General features: G+C 70.8%; 10 protein-coding genes and 1 pseudogene. 8 read left to right on the top strand and 3 right to left on the bottom strand.

Features of this window, described 5'->3' with window-relative positions; genetic code table 11:
- The first annotated feature begins 37 nt into the window (after nucleotides 1-37).
- From D7V97_RS27035 to D7V97_RS27025, 3 genes are read left to right on the top strand one after another with little or no spacing between them, the layout of a single operon-like run.
- The gene (locus tag D7V97_RS27035) at nucleotides 38-1,267 is read left to right on the top strand and encodes a TolC family protein (RefSeq protein ID WP_233583246.1); all 1,230 of its coding nucleotides are present in this window, start codon (nucleotides 38-40) and stop codon (nucleotides 1,265-1,267) included.
- A 5-nt stretch (nucleotides 1,268-1,272) separates the two neighbouring features.
- Nucleotides 1,273-2,451 carry an efflux RND transporter periplasmic adaptor subunit gene (locus tag D7V97_RS27030; RefSeq protein WP_120613522.1) on the top strand — a complete coding sequence of 393 codons (1,179 nt, stop codon included), beginning with the start codon at nucleotides 1,273-1,275 and terminating at the stop codon, nucleotides 2,449-2,451.
- On the top strand, nucleotides 2,448-5,558 hold the full coding sequence (locus D7V97_RS27025; protein ID WP_120613521.1) for an efflux RND transporter permease subunit: 3,111 nt from the start codon (nucleotides 2,448-2,450) through the stop codon (nucleotides 5,556-5,558). The genes D7V97_RS27030 and D7V97_RS27025 overlap by 4 nt, the downstream gene beginning before the upstream one ends.
- Nucleotides 5,559-5,609: 51 nt before the next feature.
- Here D7V97_RS27025 and chrA read toward each other — a convergent pair whose 3' ends face one another.
- Nucleotides 5,610-6,752 carry a chromate efflux transporter gene (chrA, locus tag D7V97_RS27020; protein ID WP_120613525.1) on the bottom strand — a complete coding sequence of 381 codons (1,143 nt, stop codon included), beginning with the start codon at nucleotides 6,750-6,752 and terminating at the stop codon, nucleotides 5,610-5,612.
- Between the two features lie 112 nt (nucleotides 6,753-6,864).
- On the opposite strand from chrA, the gene D7V97_RS27015 reads away from it, so the two are divergent.
- Complete coding sequence (locus tag D7V97_RS27015) at nucleotides 6,865-8,262, top strand: serine hydrolase (RefSeq protein WP_158623464.1); 1,398 nt, start codon at nucleotides 6,865-6,867, stop codon at nucleotides 8,260-8,262.
- A 111-nt stretch (nucleotides 8,263-8,373) separates the two neighbouring features.
- Entirely contained in the window at nucleotides 8,374-8,838 is a 465-nt protein-coding gene (locus D7V97_RS27010) for a DUF2267 domain-containing protein (RefSeq protein WP_120613524.1), read from the top strand.
- A gap of 24 nt (nucleotides 8,839-8,862) precedes the next feature.
- On the opposite strand, the gene D7V97_RS27005 is transcribed toward D7V97_RS27010, so the two are convergent.
- Nucleotides 8,863-9,990, bottom strand: a complete 1,128-nt coding sequence (locus D7V97_RS27005; protein ID WP_233583244.1) for a serine hydrolase — start codon at nucleotides 9,988-9,990, stop codon at nucleotides 8,863-8,865.
- A 213-nt stretch (nucleotides 9,991-10,203) separates the two neighbouring features.
- Here D7V97_RS27005 and D7V97_RS27000 point away from each other — a divergent pair, with 213 nt between their 5' ends.
- Genes D7V97_RS27000 through D7V97_RS26990 form a run of 3 tightly spaced genes read left to right on the top strand, consistent with a single transcriptional unit; the run spans nucleotide 10,204 to nucleotide 13,754 of the window.
- Complete coding sequence (locus D7V97_RS27000) at nucleotides 10,204-10,887, top strand: FKBP-type peptidyl-prolyl cis-trans isomerase N-terminal domain-containing protein (RefSeq protein WP_120613519.1); 684 nt, start codon at nucleotides 10,204-10,206, stop codon at nucleotides 10,885-10,887.
- Complete coding sequence (locus D7V97_RS26995) at nucleotides 10,884-12,554, top strand: alpha/beta fold hydrolase (protein ID WP_120613518.1); 1,671 nt, start codon at nucleotides 10,884-10,886, stop codon at nucleotides 12,552-12,554. Before D7V97_RS27000 ends, D7V97_RS26995 begins: the two co-directional genes overlap by 4 nt.
- A gap of 12 nt (nucleotides 12,555-12,566) precedes the next feature.
- A complete protein-coding gene (locus D7V97_RS26990; protein ID WP_158623463.1) occupies nucleotides 12,567-13,754 on the top strand; it encodes an RICIN domain-containing protein in 1,188 nt (395 codons plus the stop codon).
- 64 nt (nucleotides 13,755-13,818) lie between these two features.
- On the opposite strand, the pseudogene D7V97_RS26985 reads toward D7V97_RS26990, so the two are convergent.
- Nucleotides 13,819-14,814, bottom strand: a pseudogene (locus D7V97_RS26985) (hypothetical protein); the annotation flags it as partial.

Genomic DNA, 14,814 nt, shown 5'->3' with positions numbered 1-14,814 from the left:
CCCCAAGCCCCCGCCGCAGGACTCCGGCGCGGCCCCGCTGACGTTCGAGCGCGCCGTGGCGCTCGCGTCGGAGCGCAACGAGGCCGTCCTCGCCGCAGGCCAGATCGCCGAGGCCGCTGGTGCCCGCGTCGCCCGAGCCCGGGCCTTCTTCCTGCCCACCCTCACCGCGAGCGGCACCTACACGCGCCGCCTGCGCGAATCCACCCGCGAGGTCGGCGGTCAGACCGTCGTCCTCCAGCAGTTCAACGCCCTGGGCGCCAACTTCACGGGTCGGCTGACCCTCTTCGACGCGCGCGGCTTCCCGCTCTACAAGGCCGCGAAGCTGGAGAGCGAAGCGTCCCGGCTCGACGCCGTGGAGACGCGCCGTCAGGTCTCCTTCGAGGCCGCCAACGCCTTCCTCGTCACCCTGGCGAACCAGCAGGTCTACCAGGCCGCCGAACAGCGCCTGGCCTATGCGCGCCAGGGGCTCGCCGACGCCCAGGCCCGCGCGAACGCGGGGCTCGCCAGCACCAACGACGTCACCCGCGCGGAGCTGGAGGTGGCCACCGCGGAGGCCAACCTCGCCGCGGCCTTCGGTCAGGCGGAGACGAGTCGGTTGGAGCTGGGCTTCCTCCTCGTCGAACCGGTGCAGGGCGAGCTCGCGCCTCCGGAGCCGCTGCTCACCGACGCCGCGCGCCCCGCGCCCGCCCTGGAGCTGCTGACACAGGGGGCCACCGACCGACGGCCGGACATCCTCTCCGCGCGCCTGCGGGTGCGCTCGCTGCGGGAGAGCGCGAAGGAGCCGCTCGCCCGCCTGCTCCCCTCGCTGGGGGCCACCGCCCAGTACCGCCTCACCAACGAAGCGGGCCTCAACGGCAACGTCGGCGACGGTTTCCTGACCGTGGACCTCACCTGGAACCTCTTCGACGGCGGCCTCCGGTACGCGGATCGCCACGAGCGCGTGGCCAACGCCAACGCCGCGGAGCTGAACACGCAGGCCTCCACCCGGCGCGTGTCGGTGGACATCGAACAGGCGCGCGTGAGCCTGGAGACGGCCCGGGCCGCGCTCGCGCAGACGGAGCAGGCCGCCCGCGCCGCGCGCAAGAACGCCACCGAGACGGGCATCCTCTACCGCCAGGGCCTGTCCACCGCGCTCACCGTGGCGGACGCGTCGCTCAGCCTCTTCGAGGCGGAGGTCGCCCTCGCGCGCAACCGCTACGGATTGGGCGTGGCGCTCCTGGGCCTCCGGGCCGCCGTCGGACTGAATCCATTGGGGAAGGAACCGTGAAGGCAATGCGACGCACTGGTGTGCTGGCCGTGTCCCTGGCCGTGCTGTCCCTGGCTGCCGGCTGCAAGAAGCAAGAGGCCGCGCCCGCGGGAGGCGGCAAGGGCGGCGTCTCCGGCCGGGGCCCCCTCCAGTTCCCCGTGGAAGTGGCCCCCGTCGAGGCGCGCGACGTGGAGTACGCGGTCAGCGCCGTGGGCGCCGTGGAGGCCTTCGAGCGCGTGCAGATCACCGCGCGCGTCCCGGGCGCCCTGGAGCGCGTGAACTTCAGCGAGGGCCAGACGGTGAAGAAGGGCGACACGCTCGCGGAGATCGAACCCGCGCGCTACGCCATCGCCGTGCGCGCCGCGGAGGCCGCGCTGCAGAAGGCCCAGGCCGCGCTCGTGGAGGCGAAGGCCGGCGCCCAGCGCCGCGCGGAGGTCAACGCGCAGAGCCCGGGCCTGCTGCCCGCCGAACAGCTGGAGACCTTCCAGGCCCGCGCCGCCACCGCGCAGGCGGACGTGGCCGCCGCGAAGGCGATGCTGGATCAGGCGCAGCTCAACCAGCGCGACGCCTTCGTGCGCGCCCCCATGGACGGCGTCCTCCAGACGCGTACCGTGCAGACGGGCCAGTATGTGACGCCGGGCGTGGTGCTGGCCACGCTCCTGCGCCGCGAGCCCCTGCTCCTGCGCTTCAACGTGGCGGCGGCGGACGTGACGCGCATCACCCCGGGGATGCCGGCGCGCTTCACGGTGCGCTCCGAAGGGGGCGAGTTCACCGCGAAGATCACCTACGTGTCCGCGAGCGCGGACGAGCAGAGCCGCATGGTGGCGGTGACCGCGGAGGTCACGGGCGAGGCAGCGCGGAAGCTCCGGCCCGGCGCGTTCGCCACGGTGAGCGTGCCGGTGGAGACGCGCGGGGGCAGCCCGGTGATCCCGCAGACGGCCATCCGCCCCAGCGAGCGTGGGTTCCTCGCGTTCGTGGTGGACGGCAACAAGGCGCGCGAGCGCATCCTGGAGCTGGGCCTGCGCACGTCGGACGGGCGGGTGGAGGTGCGGGAGGGGCTCAAGCCCGGCGAGTCGCTGGTGGTGCGCGGCGCGGAGGCGCTGCGTGACGGCGTGGCCGTGCGCGTGTCGGAGGCCCCCAAGCCCAAGGTGACCGGGGAGCAGCCCGCCCCCGAGGCCCGCACGGGCACGGAGGGCCGCCCATGAGCATCACCGACGTGTGCATCAAGAAGCCCGTGTTCGCCTGGATGATCATGGCGGCGACCATCATCTTCGGCCTGGTGGCGGCCCAGCGCATCGGCATCAGCCAGTTCCCGGACGTGGACTTCCCCACCATCAACATCTCCGTGAGCTGGGAGGGCGCCAACCCGGAGGCGGTGGAGACGGACATCGTCGAGCCCATCGAAGAGGCCGTGACGCAGGTGGAGGGCGTCAAGAGCATCACGTCCTCCGCGCGCCAGGGCGGCGCCAACATCACGGTGGAGCTGGACCTGTCGCGCAACGTGGACCTGGCGCTCCAGGACGTGCAGACCAAGGTGAGCCAGGCCCAGCGCCGGCTGCCGCTGGACATCGATCCGCCCGTCGTCTCCAAGTCCAACCCGGAGGACCAGCCCATCATGTGGCTGGGCGTGTCCGGGCCCTTCTCCCAGCAGGTGGTGAGCGACTTCGCCCGCTACCGCGTGAAGGAGCGCCTGCAGACGGTGCCCGGCGTGGGCGAGGTGATGCTGGGCGGCCTCCTGGAGCGCAACGTGCGCATCTGGGTGGACGCGGAGAAGCTGGACGCGCACGCGCTCACCGTCACGGACCTCATCGCCGCGCTCCAGCGCGAGCACGTGGAGCTGCCCGCCGGCCGCATCGAGACGCAGGGCCGCGAGGTCAACGTGCGCTTCATGGGCGAGGCGTTGGACCTGGAGACGCTGCGCGACGTGGTGGTGCGCGAGGAGAACGGCCGCGCGGTGTACCTGCACGACGTGGCCATCGTGGAGGACGGCTTCGAGGACGAGCGGCGGCTCGCGCGCGTGAACGGCGAGCCCGCGCAGGCGATGGGCATCAAGAAGCAGCGCGGCGCCAACGCGGTGGCCGTGGCGCAGGAGGTCCGCGCGATGCTCGCGCAGCTGCAGAAGGAGCTGCCGGAGGGCATGAGCGCGAGCATCAACTTCGACTCGACGCAGTTCATCGAGGAGAGCGTGCACGAGATTGAGTTCGAGCTGCTGCTCGCGTGCATCCTCACCGCGTTCGTGTGCTGGGTGTTCCTGGGCTCGCTCTCCAGCACGCTGAACGTCGTGCTCGCCATCCCCATGTCGCTGTTGGGAACAGTGGCGGTCATCTACTTCCTGGGCTTCACGCTCAACACCTTCACGCTGCTGGGGCTGGCCCTGGCCGTGGGCATCGTGGTGGACGACGCCATCATGGTGCTGGAGAACATCTTCCGGCACGCGGAGGAGGGGAAGGACCGGGTGAGCGCGGCGCGCGAGGGCACCGCGGAGATCACCTTCGCGGCGCTGGCGGCGACGCTGGCGGTGGTGGCCATCTTCCTGCCCGTCGTGTTCATGAAGGGCATCATCGGCCGGTTCTTCCTCCAGTTCGGCGTCACGCTGTGCGTGGCGGTGCTGCTGTCCTACGTGGAGGCCATCACCCTGGCGCCCGCGCGGTGCGCGCAGCTGCTCAAGACGTCCCGCGAGCACCGCAGCCGGGTGGGCGTGGTGGTGGACAAGGCGTTCACGAAGCTGGAGCACGTGTACGCGCGCGTGCTGGCCTGGGGGCTGGTGCGGCCGTACCGGGTGCTGCTGGTCGCGGTGGCGATGCTGGTGCTGAGCGGGTTCGCCTTCAAGGCGCTGCCCGGCGAGTTCGTGCCGTCGCAGGACCAGGGCCGCATGTCGGTGCGGTTGCAGACGGCGGTGGGCAGCAGCCTTTCGGAGACCAACCGCCTGTTCAAGCGCGCGGAGGACTTCGTCGCCAGCCGGCCGGAGGTGACGCGCGTGTTCGCGGTGGTGGGTGGCGGTGGCGGCGGCGTGAACTCCGGGAACATGAACCTGACGCTGGTGCCGCAGGACCAGCGCATGTCCCAGGCGGAGTTCGCGCAGGTGATCCGCAAGGAGCTGAACAGCTACCCGGGTCTGCGCGCGGTGGTGCAGGACCTGTCCCAGGCGGGCTTCACCGCGCAGCGCGGCTTCCCGGTGGAGTTCAGCGTGCGCGGGTCGGACTGGGACAAGCTGGTGGAGGCCAGCAACACGCTGAAGGAGCAGCTGCAGACCTCCGGCAAGGTGGTGGACCTGGACACGGACTACCAGCTGGGCCAGCCGGAGCTGCGCATCACCCCGGACCGGGCGCGCGCGGCGGACGTGGGCGTGCCCATCCAGGCGGTGGCCTCCACGGTCAACGCGCTGGTGGGCGGCGTGCGCGTGGGCAAGTACAGCAGCGGCGGGCGGCGCATCGACGTGCGGATGCGGCTGCTGGCGGATCAGCGGTCGCGGCCGGAGGACCTGTCGCTGTTGAAGGTCCGCACGGCGAACAACACGCTGGTGCCGCTGTCGTCGCTGGTGTCGCAGCAGGAGTTGCCCGCGCTGCAGGCGATCACGCGGCGCGACCGGGAGCGGGCCATCAGCCTGTTCGCCAACGTGGCGCCGGGCTCCAACCAGGAGGAGGCGCTGGCCACGGTGGAGAAGCTGGGCAAGGACCTGCCCGGAGGCATCCGCGTGGTGGCGGGCGGCGCGAGCGTGGCGTTCCGCGACTCGCAGAGCAGCCTCATCTTCGCGCTCTTCATGGGCATCGCCGTCGCGTACATGGTGCTGGGCGCGCAGTTCAATTCGTTCCTGCACCCGGTGACGGTGCTGACCATCCTGCCGCTGTCCGTCGCGGGCGCGTCGTTCGCGCTCCTGGCCACGGGCAACACGCTGAACATCTTCAGCATGATCGGCCTGCTGCTCTTGATGGGCATCGTGAAGAAGAACTCCATCATCCTGGTGGACTACGCGCTCCAGCAGCGCGAGCTGGGGCTGGACGCGATGCAGGCCATGCTGCGCGCGGGCCCGGTGCGCCTGCGGCCCATCCTGATGACGTCCACGGCGACGATGATGTCGGCGGTGCCCGCGGCGCTCGCCCTGGGGGCCGGCAGCGAGACGCGCGCGCCCATGTCCATCGCGGTGCTGGGTGGCCTGTCGGTGTCCACCGTGCTCAGCCTGCTCGTGGTGCCGGCCTTCTACGTCGTCGCGGACCGGCTCAAGACGCGGCTGGGCAACCGGCTGGGCAGGGGCAAGGGCGGGGACGAGACGCCTCCGGTGCACGACACGGCCCGGCCGGTGACGGAGGGGTAGGGGGGCCGCGATTCCTTCAGTCCCAGTGCTCCAGGTCGAGCCCCGTGGGCATCAGCCCGCCGCGAGCCCCAGCGCGTGCACCGCCCATCCGGCGGCCGCGCCTCCGAGCACCAGCCAGGTCGAGTTCAGCTTGAAGCGTACAAGGAGCACGGCCGCGACGAGCCCCAGCACCACGGTGGGCACGTCCACGAGCGCCGCGCGCCCGAGCTGCGCGGTCACCACCGCCATCAGCGCGAGCGACGCGACGCTGACCCCGTCCAGGAACGCGGCGGCTCCAGGCGAGGCCCGCAGCCGCGGCACGAACGGACCGCTGAGCGCGACGAAGATGAACGCGGGGAGGAAGATGCCCGCCGTCGCGAGCAGCGCTCCCGCGGGGCCCGACAACACGTAGCCGATGAACGTCGCCGTCGTGAACACCGGCCCCGGCGTCACCTGGCCCACCGCGATGGCGTCGATGAGCTGCGCCTCCGTCAGCCAGCCCAGGCGCTGCACCAGGTCCGCGCGCAGGAACGCGAGCAGCACATAGCCGCTGCCGAACAGCACCGAGCCCGTCTTGAAGAACACCCAGAAGAGCGACGGCAGCGTCACGGCCTGCGCACCCATCGCCGCGGGCAGCAAGGGGAGGAACACCCCCAGCGTGCCGTCGGGCTTCTTCCGGAAGCCCCCGAGTGCGACGCAGACCGCCCCCGCGCCGAAGAGCACCGCGAGCTCGTTCACGCCCAGGGCCGCCAGCACCGCGGCCAGTCCTCCGAGCACGCGAAGGAAGGACGTCCTCGCGGCCTTGGGCGCGAGCCCCCAGAGCGCCTGCACCACGACGCCCAGGATGACCGGCTTCACGCCGTACAGGAGCCAGCCCGCGGCCGGCACGGTGCCGTACCGCACGTAGGCCCAGCCGAGCGCGGCGGTGAGGACCATGGCCGGCACGATGAAGGCGACGCCCGCGACGAGGAGCCCCGCCCAGCGCCTGCGCTCCCAGCCGATGTGGATGGCCAGCTCCGTGGAGTTCGGCCCGGGGATGAGGTTCGTCGCGCCGAGCAGGTCGAGGAAGCGCTCCTCGGAGAGCCACTGGCGGCGCTGGACGACCTCGTCCCGCATCATCGCGATGTGCGCGGCCGGGCCTCCGAAGGCGGTCGCGCCCAGCCGGAAGAACAGCAGCGCCAGTTCACGCAGGGATGTCCGTTGGGGGCCGCTCATGGGTGCAGGACCGGTCCGCAAGATAGGGCAGTCGGGACCGTTCGCAATCGTGGGAAGTTCGGGGCGTACCCAGGACCTGGCCTCCGTCGCCGTGCCGAGGAACCACATGCCCGTGAGTCGATGGACGCTGCCCTTCCGCTGGATGCTGCTCGTGCTCCTGGCCTGCGGGCCCGTGGCCTCCGCCGCGACCGACAAGGTGGATGCGTACCTGCGCGCGGAGCTGGCGCGCAATCACATCCCCGCCGCGGCCGTCGCCGTGATCCGTGACGGAAAGGTCATCAAGGTCCAGGCCTACGGCACCGCGAACCTGGAAGGGAACGTGCCGGCGACGACCCGCTCCGCGTTCCAGATCGCCTCCGGCACCAAGATGTTCACCGCGGTGTTGCTGATGGACCTGGTGGGGCAGGGGAAGCTCCGCCTGGACGACCCCATCTCCCAGTACATCGAGGGCACGCCGCCCGCGTGGAAGGGGATCACCGTGCGCCACCTGGCGAGCCACACCTCCGGGTTGAAGCCGGGCCCTCCGGACGCCGACATGCCCGGTGTCGCGGCGGCGGTGGAGGCGGCGAAGAAGGTCCCCCTGGCCTCCGCCCCCGGAGAGAAGGCGGCCTATGGGTCGGACGACTTCTCCCTGCTCACCTTCATCCTGGAGAAGGTCAGCGGCACGCCGTACCCGCGGCTGCTGCGCGACCGCATCACCACGCCGCTCGGCATGACGAACACCTCCTTCGACAACGCGGCCCACGACGCGGAGCACATCGTCCTGACCAGCGACGTGGTGCCGGGCCGCGTGGCGACCTACCAGTGGAAGACGGATCACCAGCAGCAGTACTGGTTCGTGTACCCGCACTACACCCGGGCCGCGGGCGGCCTGTTCTCCAGCATCACGGACATGACGAAGTTCGTGAGCGCGCTCATGGGCGACACGCTGCTGAACGCCGAGCTGCGCAAGGCCCTGTGGACGCCCGCCACGCTCAACGATGGCACCCCGGGAGGCTTCGCCGTCGGCTGGACCGTGGGCCGCTACCGGGGCCGGGCCGAGGTCGGTCACAGCGGCGGGCCGGCCCTGTCGGACACCGTCTACTTCCCGGAAGAGAAGCTGGCGGTGATCGTGCTGACGAACCAGCGGAAGCTGACGCCGCTGCTCGCGCACGGCGTGGCGAACTTCTACCTGACGCCTCCCGCGTTCCTCAACGAGCCCGGCATCCCTGACGCGCTCCCCGCGCGGACCACGGCGCTGAAGCAGATGCTGACGGCGCTGGCGGAAGGCCGGGCCGACGCGAGCACCTTCACCGGCGCCTTGAAGGCAGACATCGGGGAGTTGAACGCGTGGATGGCGCTCGGGCTCGGGGGCCTGCCGCCGCTGAGCCGCCTGGTCCTGCTGAGCGAGTCCGCGGACCACACGACGCGGACCTACCGCGCGGTGTACGGGCGAGATCAGACGAAGCAATGGCTTGTCACCTTCGATGCAGCCGGGCTGATTTCGGAGGTGGACGTCAGGGAGGAGTGAGGACGGCCCTCCCTCCGGGGCAGGGTCACCCGGACGATGCCGGGGCCCTTCGCCGTGCGCAGCCTCTTCCGGAACACGGCCCTCGGGCCCACGAACCTTCGGAGACGCTCCATGGCCTCGTCCCATGAACCCTCGCAGGACACGCACTCCATCCCCGTGAAGGAGCGCGCCGAGTCGCTGGAGCTCCAGCCCTTCCTGGATGAAATCCAGGGCGACGCGGTGATGCACAGCCAGGGCCTGGATGCCCGGCAGGCCGCGAGCGCGGTGTTCTGCTCGCTCGCCCGGCGGATCTCGGACGGCGAGGACGTGAAGCTCTACCGCTCGCTCAAGGGTGGCATTGGCGACATCCTCGGCGCCTGCTCGGTGCACCGGGGCCCGTCGCGGGCGAAGCGCATCGGCCGCGACGAGTTCATGACCGACGTCGCGGACCACCTGGGCATCAAGGTGGATCAGGCCTTCCGCGTGGTCACCACCGTCTTCACGGCCGTAAGGGATCGCATCCCGGAGGACGAGGTGGCGGCGGTGGCGTCGCAGCTCCCCGCCGACCTCGCGGACCTCTTCCGCCGGCCCGTGTGACGCACGGACCGGCGGGCACGGCGCTCAGTTGCCGAGCGCCGTGCGGATGAGCGGCTTGAGATCCCGCTCCAGGTCCACCGAGAACGCCACCACGCCTCCCGAGACGTCCGTGCCAGACAGCTGCATGCCCAGGATGGCGTAGTAGCCCGCGTCGCGCTCCATCCACGGCGTCCAGCCGAAGGCCCCCGGAGAGCTGATGCTGGAGCAGCCCGTGGCGGGCGTCGTGCACTCCAGCCACGCCGTCAGGCCGTAGCGGTACGGATAGCCCAGGTCCGCCATCGGCGAGTTGCCCACGATGACGGACGGGTAGGGCTCACGGGTCTGCGCGACGAAGAGCCCCAGCGTTCCCTTCTCCAGGCCCGCGTAGCGGCCCCGGTGGTAGACGAGCGCGAGCAGCTTCGCGTACTCGTTCATGGAGGCGCGCAGCCCTCCGGCGACGAGCGGGTTGGTGGTACCCAGGATCTGCGTCGGCGCCGTGTAGTACGTCACGTCCGCCGGCAGGCCGAGCGGCGTCGCCAACGTCTGCGCGAAGAGCGTGTTCCAGGTTCGGCCCGTCACGACCTCCGCCATGCGGGCCGCCACCTGCAGGTGCACGCTCCCGTAGTCGAAGCGCGTGCCGGGAGGCGCCCTCACCGGGACGGTGGCGATCTGCGCGACACATTCCGCCAGGGTGATGGTCGCGCGCGAGGTGCACGGGTTGGCCGGCTCCAGGCCCGACGTGAACGACAGCAGGTGGCGCAGGGTGATGTTGGCCTTGTCCCCCGTCCACCCGAGCACCTGGCCGGTGGTGGAGTCCAGCGTCAGCAGGCCCTGGCGGATGACGTCGAAGAGGACCACGCCCGACACCATCTTCGAGGACGAGGCCACCGCTACGCGTTGGTCGGGCGTGAAGTTGCCCACCATCTGCTCGTAGACCTTGCGATCCAACGAGTCGTAGACGGCGATGCCCATGCTCGTCACCCCCGCCTGCGCGGCCCGGGCCGTCACCATGGCGCTGACCGGGGCCCACGGTGAGCCCGCGTCCGGCAGCAGGGCGTTCTCCTCCGTGAGCACCGCGGCCCCTGGCGCTTCGGGCGCCGGCACGCTGGCGCCCCCACAGGCCCACAACATGAAGCACAGACCGACACTCCCGATGCGCGACACAACCGTCATGACTACCTCCGCTTCCTTCAACCCTGAGGCTTCGAATCGGTTGCGGAGCTTTCGCGGCCTCCGCTGACGTGTCCGTTGGACGGGCTGACGTGTCACGGGGCCCGGTTCGCGCTCCCTTCGGTGCACCGCGGCCTGCCGCAGGGGCTGCAAACCCTGGCACGCGAATTGAGTAACGCGGGTCCGCCGCCCCCTTCCTTCCAGGAGTCAGACCCCATGACGCATCTCGCTTTCATCCTTCTCTTCACGGCAGCGACCGCGCAGACCGCGCCATCGCTCGGGACGGACAAGGAACGGGACAGCTATGCGCTGGGCCAGGACGTCGCGGAGTCGCTCCAGCGGACCGACGCGGACGTGGACGTCCCCGCGCTGGTGCAGGGCCTGCGCGACCGGCTGGAGGGAAGGCCCTCCCTGTTGAGCGGCGTGGAGCTCACCAAGGCCCGGACCCGGGCCCAGGGGTCGATGCTCCAGAACCGGGAGAAGAAGCGCGCGGCGGACTCGGCGAAGTTCGGCAAGGCAGGCCAGGACTTCCTCGCGAAGAACAAGTTCGAGAAGGGCGTGGTCACCACCACGAGCGGGCTCCAGTACCAGGTGCTGACCCCCACGACGGGCCCGCGTCCCGGCCCCGCGAACCGCGTGGTGTTCGACTACAAGGCCACGGTGGTGGGTGGCACGGGCGCGGAGTTCGACAGCTCCGCGTCGCGCGGGAAGCCCGCCGTCGTCGGCGTCAGTGATGGCATCAAGGGCTGGACGGAGGCCTTCCAGCTCATGACGGTGGGCAGCACGTACCGCTTCGCCGTGCCCCCGCAGCTCGCCTATGGCGCCCAGGGGCTCCCCGGCAAGGTCCCGCCGAACGCGACCGTCCTCTACGAGCTCACGCTGCGCGAGGTCGCGAAGTGATCCCCCTTCACAAGACCCGGGCGGGGCTGATCGCCGCGCTGCTGTTGATGGGGTCGACGGCCGCCGCGCAGGGCGCACTCGATTGCCAGACGTTCCAGGAGCGCGTGCCCGCGTCGGGCTTGATGGCGAATCCGAAGGCGGTGGCCACGGTTCCGCTCGACAAGCAGCGCCTGGGCTACGTCCGGGTCGGCGGCGGATGCGAGGTGTCCCGCTTCGGCTTCGAGTCCCTGCACGCGGCGGTGATGGTGCAGAACGCGCCGGACGGTGAGTTCGGCTGGCGGTGCAAGGGCGCGGATCCCGCGTTCGTCTCCAACCCCGCCTGGGCGAAGGCGTCCGTCACCTACTGCAAGGCCACCGACGCGGGCGGGGCCCCGCTGCCCCTGCAATGCACGACGCTCACGAAGAAGACGGGCCTGCTGCGCAACCCCGCCGTCGAGGTCACGCTCACGCCGACGCTCGTCACCGACGGCTACGTCGTCGTCTCCGGCGGCTGTGACACCTCGCACTTCGGCAACGGCTCCGTGCACGCGGAGAACGTGGTGGTGTCCCGGCCCACGCCAGGAGGCCAGGGCTGGTACTGCCAGGCGGCGGATCCTCCGAACCACGCGCAGGACGCGTCGGTGGAGGCGTCGCTCGTCGCCTGCCGCGTGGCGCCCACGGCCGTCACCCCGAAGCCGAGCCTCCAGTGCACGGTCACCCAGGGCACCGCGGGCTCGGGCGCCTATCCCAAGTCCATCGCGAAGGGGCCGGGCAGGGCGCTGGGCGGCGGCTGTGAGCTGTCCTATTCCGGCAACGGCTCCGTCCACGCCGAGTTCATGGTGCAGCAGGGGCCCCAGCCCGTGGACGGTGCGTGGGCCTGTCTGGCCGCGGATCCGCCGCTCATCTCCAACCCCGGCAGTGCGAAGGCCAGCGTGGTGAGCTGCAACATCACCACCGCCGCCGTGCCGCCGCCGGTCACCGCGCCGACGACGCGGAAGAACCCGGTCATCGTCGTGGGAGGCACCCTGGCGGATGAGATCCTGTACGGGCTCCTGGAGGCCCGGCTCCGGGCGGACGGCTACTACGTCGAGTTCTTCAAGCTGCCCGGCAACGGACTGATCGACATCCGCGAAGGCGCGCTGGAGCTCAAGTACCGGGTGGCGGACGTGCTGCTGAAGACGGGCGCGGAGAAGGTCAACCTGATCGGCCACAGCCAGGGAGGCATCACGGCCCGCACCTATGTCCACGACTTCGGCCACAGGCTGGTGGAGAACCTCATCAGCCTGGGCTCGCCCCACAAGGGCACCCACGTGGACCCCCTGCTCGCGGTGCTGCTGGTCGGGTGCGTGGGGCAGCCCACGGACTCGCCCATCTGCCACCAGCTCCGCGCGGGTCCCTTCCTGGACGAGATCAACCAGCGGGCCCCGGACGACGCCATCGCCTACACGAACCTCAACAACCTGAAGCAGTTCGACGTGTTCACGGACGGGCTCACCAACGGGCGCATGGACAACTGCGATCGCACGAACGCGAAGGGGCAGTCGCTGAAGTGCAACGTGGTGGTGCAGGAGCAGTGCCCGCTCATCTTCGTGGAGCACATCGGGCTGGCGTCACATGGTGCCGTCTACAGTGGCATCCGTCAGGCGCTGCTCCACGAACCCATCGCGCTCAACTGCCTGGAACTTTGAGAGGACATGCACATGCGCAACTCCCAATGGCTCCCCAGGCTGCTCCTGGCGTTGGTGACAATCCCTGTCATCGCGTCCGCGGCCACTCCCACGTACCAGACCCAGTCCATCGAAGGCTGGACGGTGAACATCGACACCCGCCTGCCAGCGGCGAACAAGGCCGCGACGGACAGGGCCGTCGTGCTCCTGACGGCGCAGCTGAAGGAGATCGTCCGGGTCGTCCCGGCGGGCCCCGTGGTCCAGCTCCGCAAGGTGAAGCTGTGGCTCTCACCGCTGTATCCCAACACTCCGGCGCGGGCCGAGTACCACCCCAGCCCCATCTGGCTGAGCCAGAACGGGCGCAACCCGGCGATGGCCCAGGGCATCGAGATCACGAACGTCCTCGTCTACGAGGCCGAATCGCAGCGCATGCCGCTGTTCGTGCTGCACGAGCTGGCCCACGCCTATGCGGACCAGGTGCTCGCGGGCTCGGCCGCGGAGATCAAGGCGGCCTTCGACCGGGCCGTCGCGAGCAAGGGCTACGACGCCGTGCAGCGCTTCAACGGCCCCGGCTTCCCCATGTCCACCGAGCGCGCCTACGCGATGGTCAGCGCGGGGGAGTACTTCGCGGAGACGACCGAGGCGTTCTTCGGCCGCAATGACTTCCAGCCCTTCACCCGCGAGGAGCTCACCCGCATGGATCCGACCATGTCGGCGCTGCTCCAGAAGGTGTGGCAGGTGCCGCAGACGCAGCCCGTGCCTCCGCCGCCCGTGGTGGCCTCCGCCTTCGATGTCCGGTGCCACTACCGGCTGACGACGCTGTGGCAGGGCGAGGGCCTGTCGCTGGACATCGTCAACGACGGCACCAACACCACGCCGCTGCTCGCGAAGACGGCCCTGGTTTCAGGGCAGTTGTGGAAGCTGACGCCCGAGGCCAGCGGCGCGTACCGGCTGACGACGCAGTGGCGCGGGCCCGGCTTCTCCCTGGCGAACACCGCGGGCAACCGGCCGCTGCTCGTCACCACGGCCGCGGCCCCGGAGCAGCTGTGGAAGGTGACGCCCGTGGGCAACGGGGCGTATTGGCTGACGAACCAGGCGCAGGCGGCAGCCCTGTCGCTGGACATCGTCAACGACGGCAGGAACACCACGCCCACCCTCGCGAAGACGGGCAGCTACTCCGGGCAGATGTGGAAGGTGGCCCCCGTGGGCCCCTGTCCCTGAAGCGCCGAACTCTCCAGCTCCATCCGCCTGTCCGTGCGTGACACGGACAGGCGGGTGCTTCGGCTCAGTACCGGAAGCCCAGTTGGAGCGTGATGCCGGGGTACTGATCCACGGCGCCACCGGCGATGTACGGGTCGCCCACGTCCGGGTTGAACTTGAAGAAGTAGCGGCGCAGGTCCGCCTTGAGGCGCACGTCCGCGAAGCGGTTGAGGCGGTATGCCACGGTGGCGCTGCCGGTGACGGCGCCCATCGACGCGTTGGGGAACCACGTGTCCGAGGACAGCTCGCCCGCGCTCAGCGGGTGCAGGTAGCCCAGGCGGAAGTTGAAGTCGAACTTCTCCGTCAGCGCCGCCCTCAAGCCCAGCGTCAGGCCCGCGGTCTTGTACTCCACGTTGGGCAGGTCCAACGGCCGCTCGTCGTTCACCGGATCCACGCGGAAGGTGTTCATCCCGTAGGTGCCGGTGACCTCGAACCCGTAGCGGTCGGCCTGTCCGAAGGGCGCCACGTAGCGCAGGCCCGCCTGCCACTCGCGCGCGACGGTGGGATAGGACACGGCCCCCGAGCTGCCGGTGGACTTCAACCCGAACGACTGATCCAACGCGCCGGTGATGCCCAGCCGCGCCAGCGCGCCGTTGCTGAGCCGCGCGAGCGGATAGACGGTCAGGTCCGCGGCCACCTGCGGCGCGCCCGGCAGCGCGAAGCCGCCCACGTCCAGGCCCAGCGTGTAGGGCCGCAGCACGCCGAAGACGTCGTCCTTGTAGCGCAGCGACCGGCCGAAGAGCCGCAGGCCCACCGCGCCCTCCACGAGCGGCGCGCGGTTCACGAGCGGCATCGTGGTGATGACCTCGTCCGGCGCCTTGTCCCGGGGCTTCTCCTCGGGCTTCACCGCCACGGGCTTGCGCACGGGGGTCTTGTCCTCGGCCGGGATCGGCTTCGGCCGCGCGGGCGTCGTCTTCGACGTGGGCAGCGAGGCCAGCAGCGCCTTGAGCTCCTTGCCCTGGTCGCCCTTGGGGTTCGTCGCCAGCGACTCGGTGAGGACCTTGCGCGCGGCTTCGGGCCG

The sequence above is a fragment of the Corallococcus sp. CA053C genome, assembly GCF_003611675.1.
In the GTDB taxonomy this organism is placed as follows: domain Bacteria; phylum Myxococcota; class Myxococcia; order Myxococcales; family Myxococcaceae; genus Corallococcus.
This window is presented reverse-complemented; position numbering and strand designations above follow the sequence as displayed.

Excerpts from the sequence above, each read along its gene's own strand:
- chrA (WP_120613525.1), bottom strand. The coding sequence starts at position 6,752 with ATGAGCGGCCCCCAACGGACATCCCTGCGTGAACTGGCGCTGCTGTTC.
- D7V97_RS26990 (WP_158623463.1), top strand. The coding sequence starts at position 12,567 with ATGCGCAACTCCCAATGGCTCCCCAGGCTGCTCCTGGCGTTGGTGACA.
- D7V97_RS27010 (WP_120613524.1), top strand. The coding sequence starts at position 8,374 with ATGGCCTCGTCCCATGAACCCTCGCAGGACACGCACTCCATCCCCGTG.
- D7V97_RS27005 (WP_233583244.1), bottom strand. The coding sequence starts at position 9,990 with ATGACGGTTGTGTCGCGCATCGGGAGTGTCGGTCTGTGCTTCATGTTG.
- D7V97_RS27025 (WP_120613521.1), top strand. The coding sequence starts at position 2,448 with ATGAGCATCACCGACGTGTGCATCAAGAAGCCCGTGTTCGCCTGGATG.
- D7V97_RS27030 (WP_120613522.1), top strand. The coding sequence starts at position 1,273 with ATGCGACGCACTGGTGTGCTGGCCGTGTCCCTGGCCGTGCTGTCCCTG.
- D7V97_RS27000 (WP_120613519.1), top strand. The coding sequence starts at position 10,204 with ATGACGCATCTCGCTTTCATCCTTCTCTTCACGGCAGCGACCGCGCAG.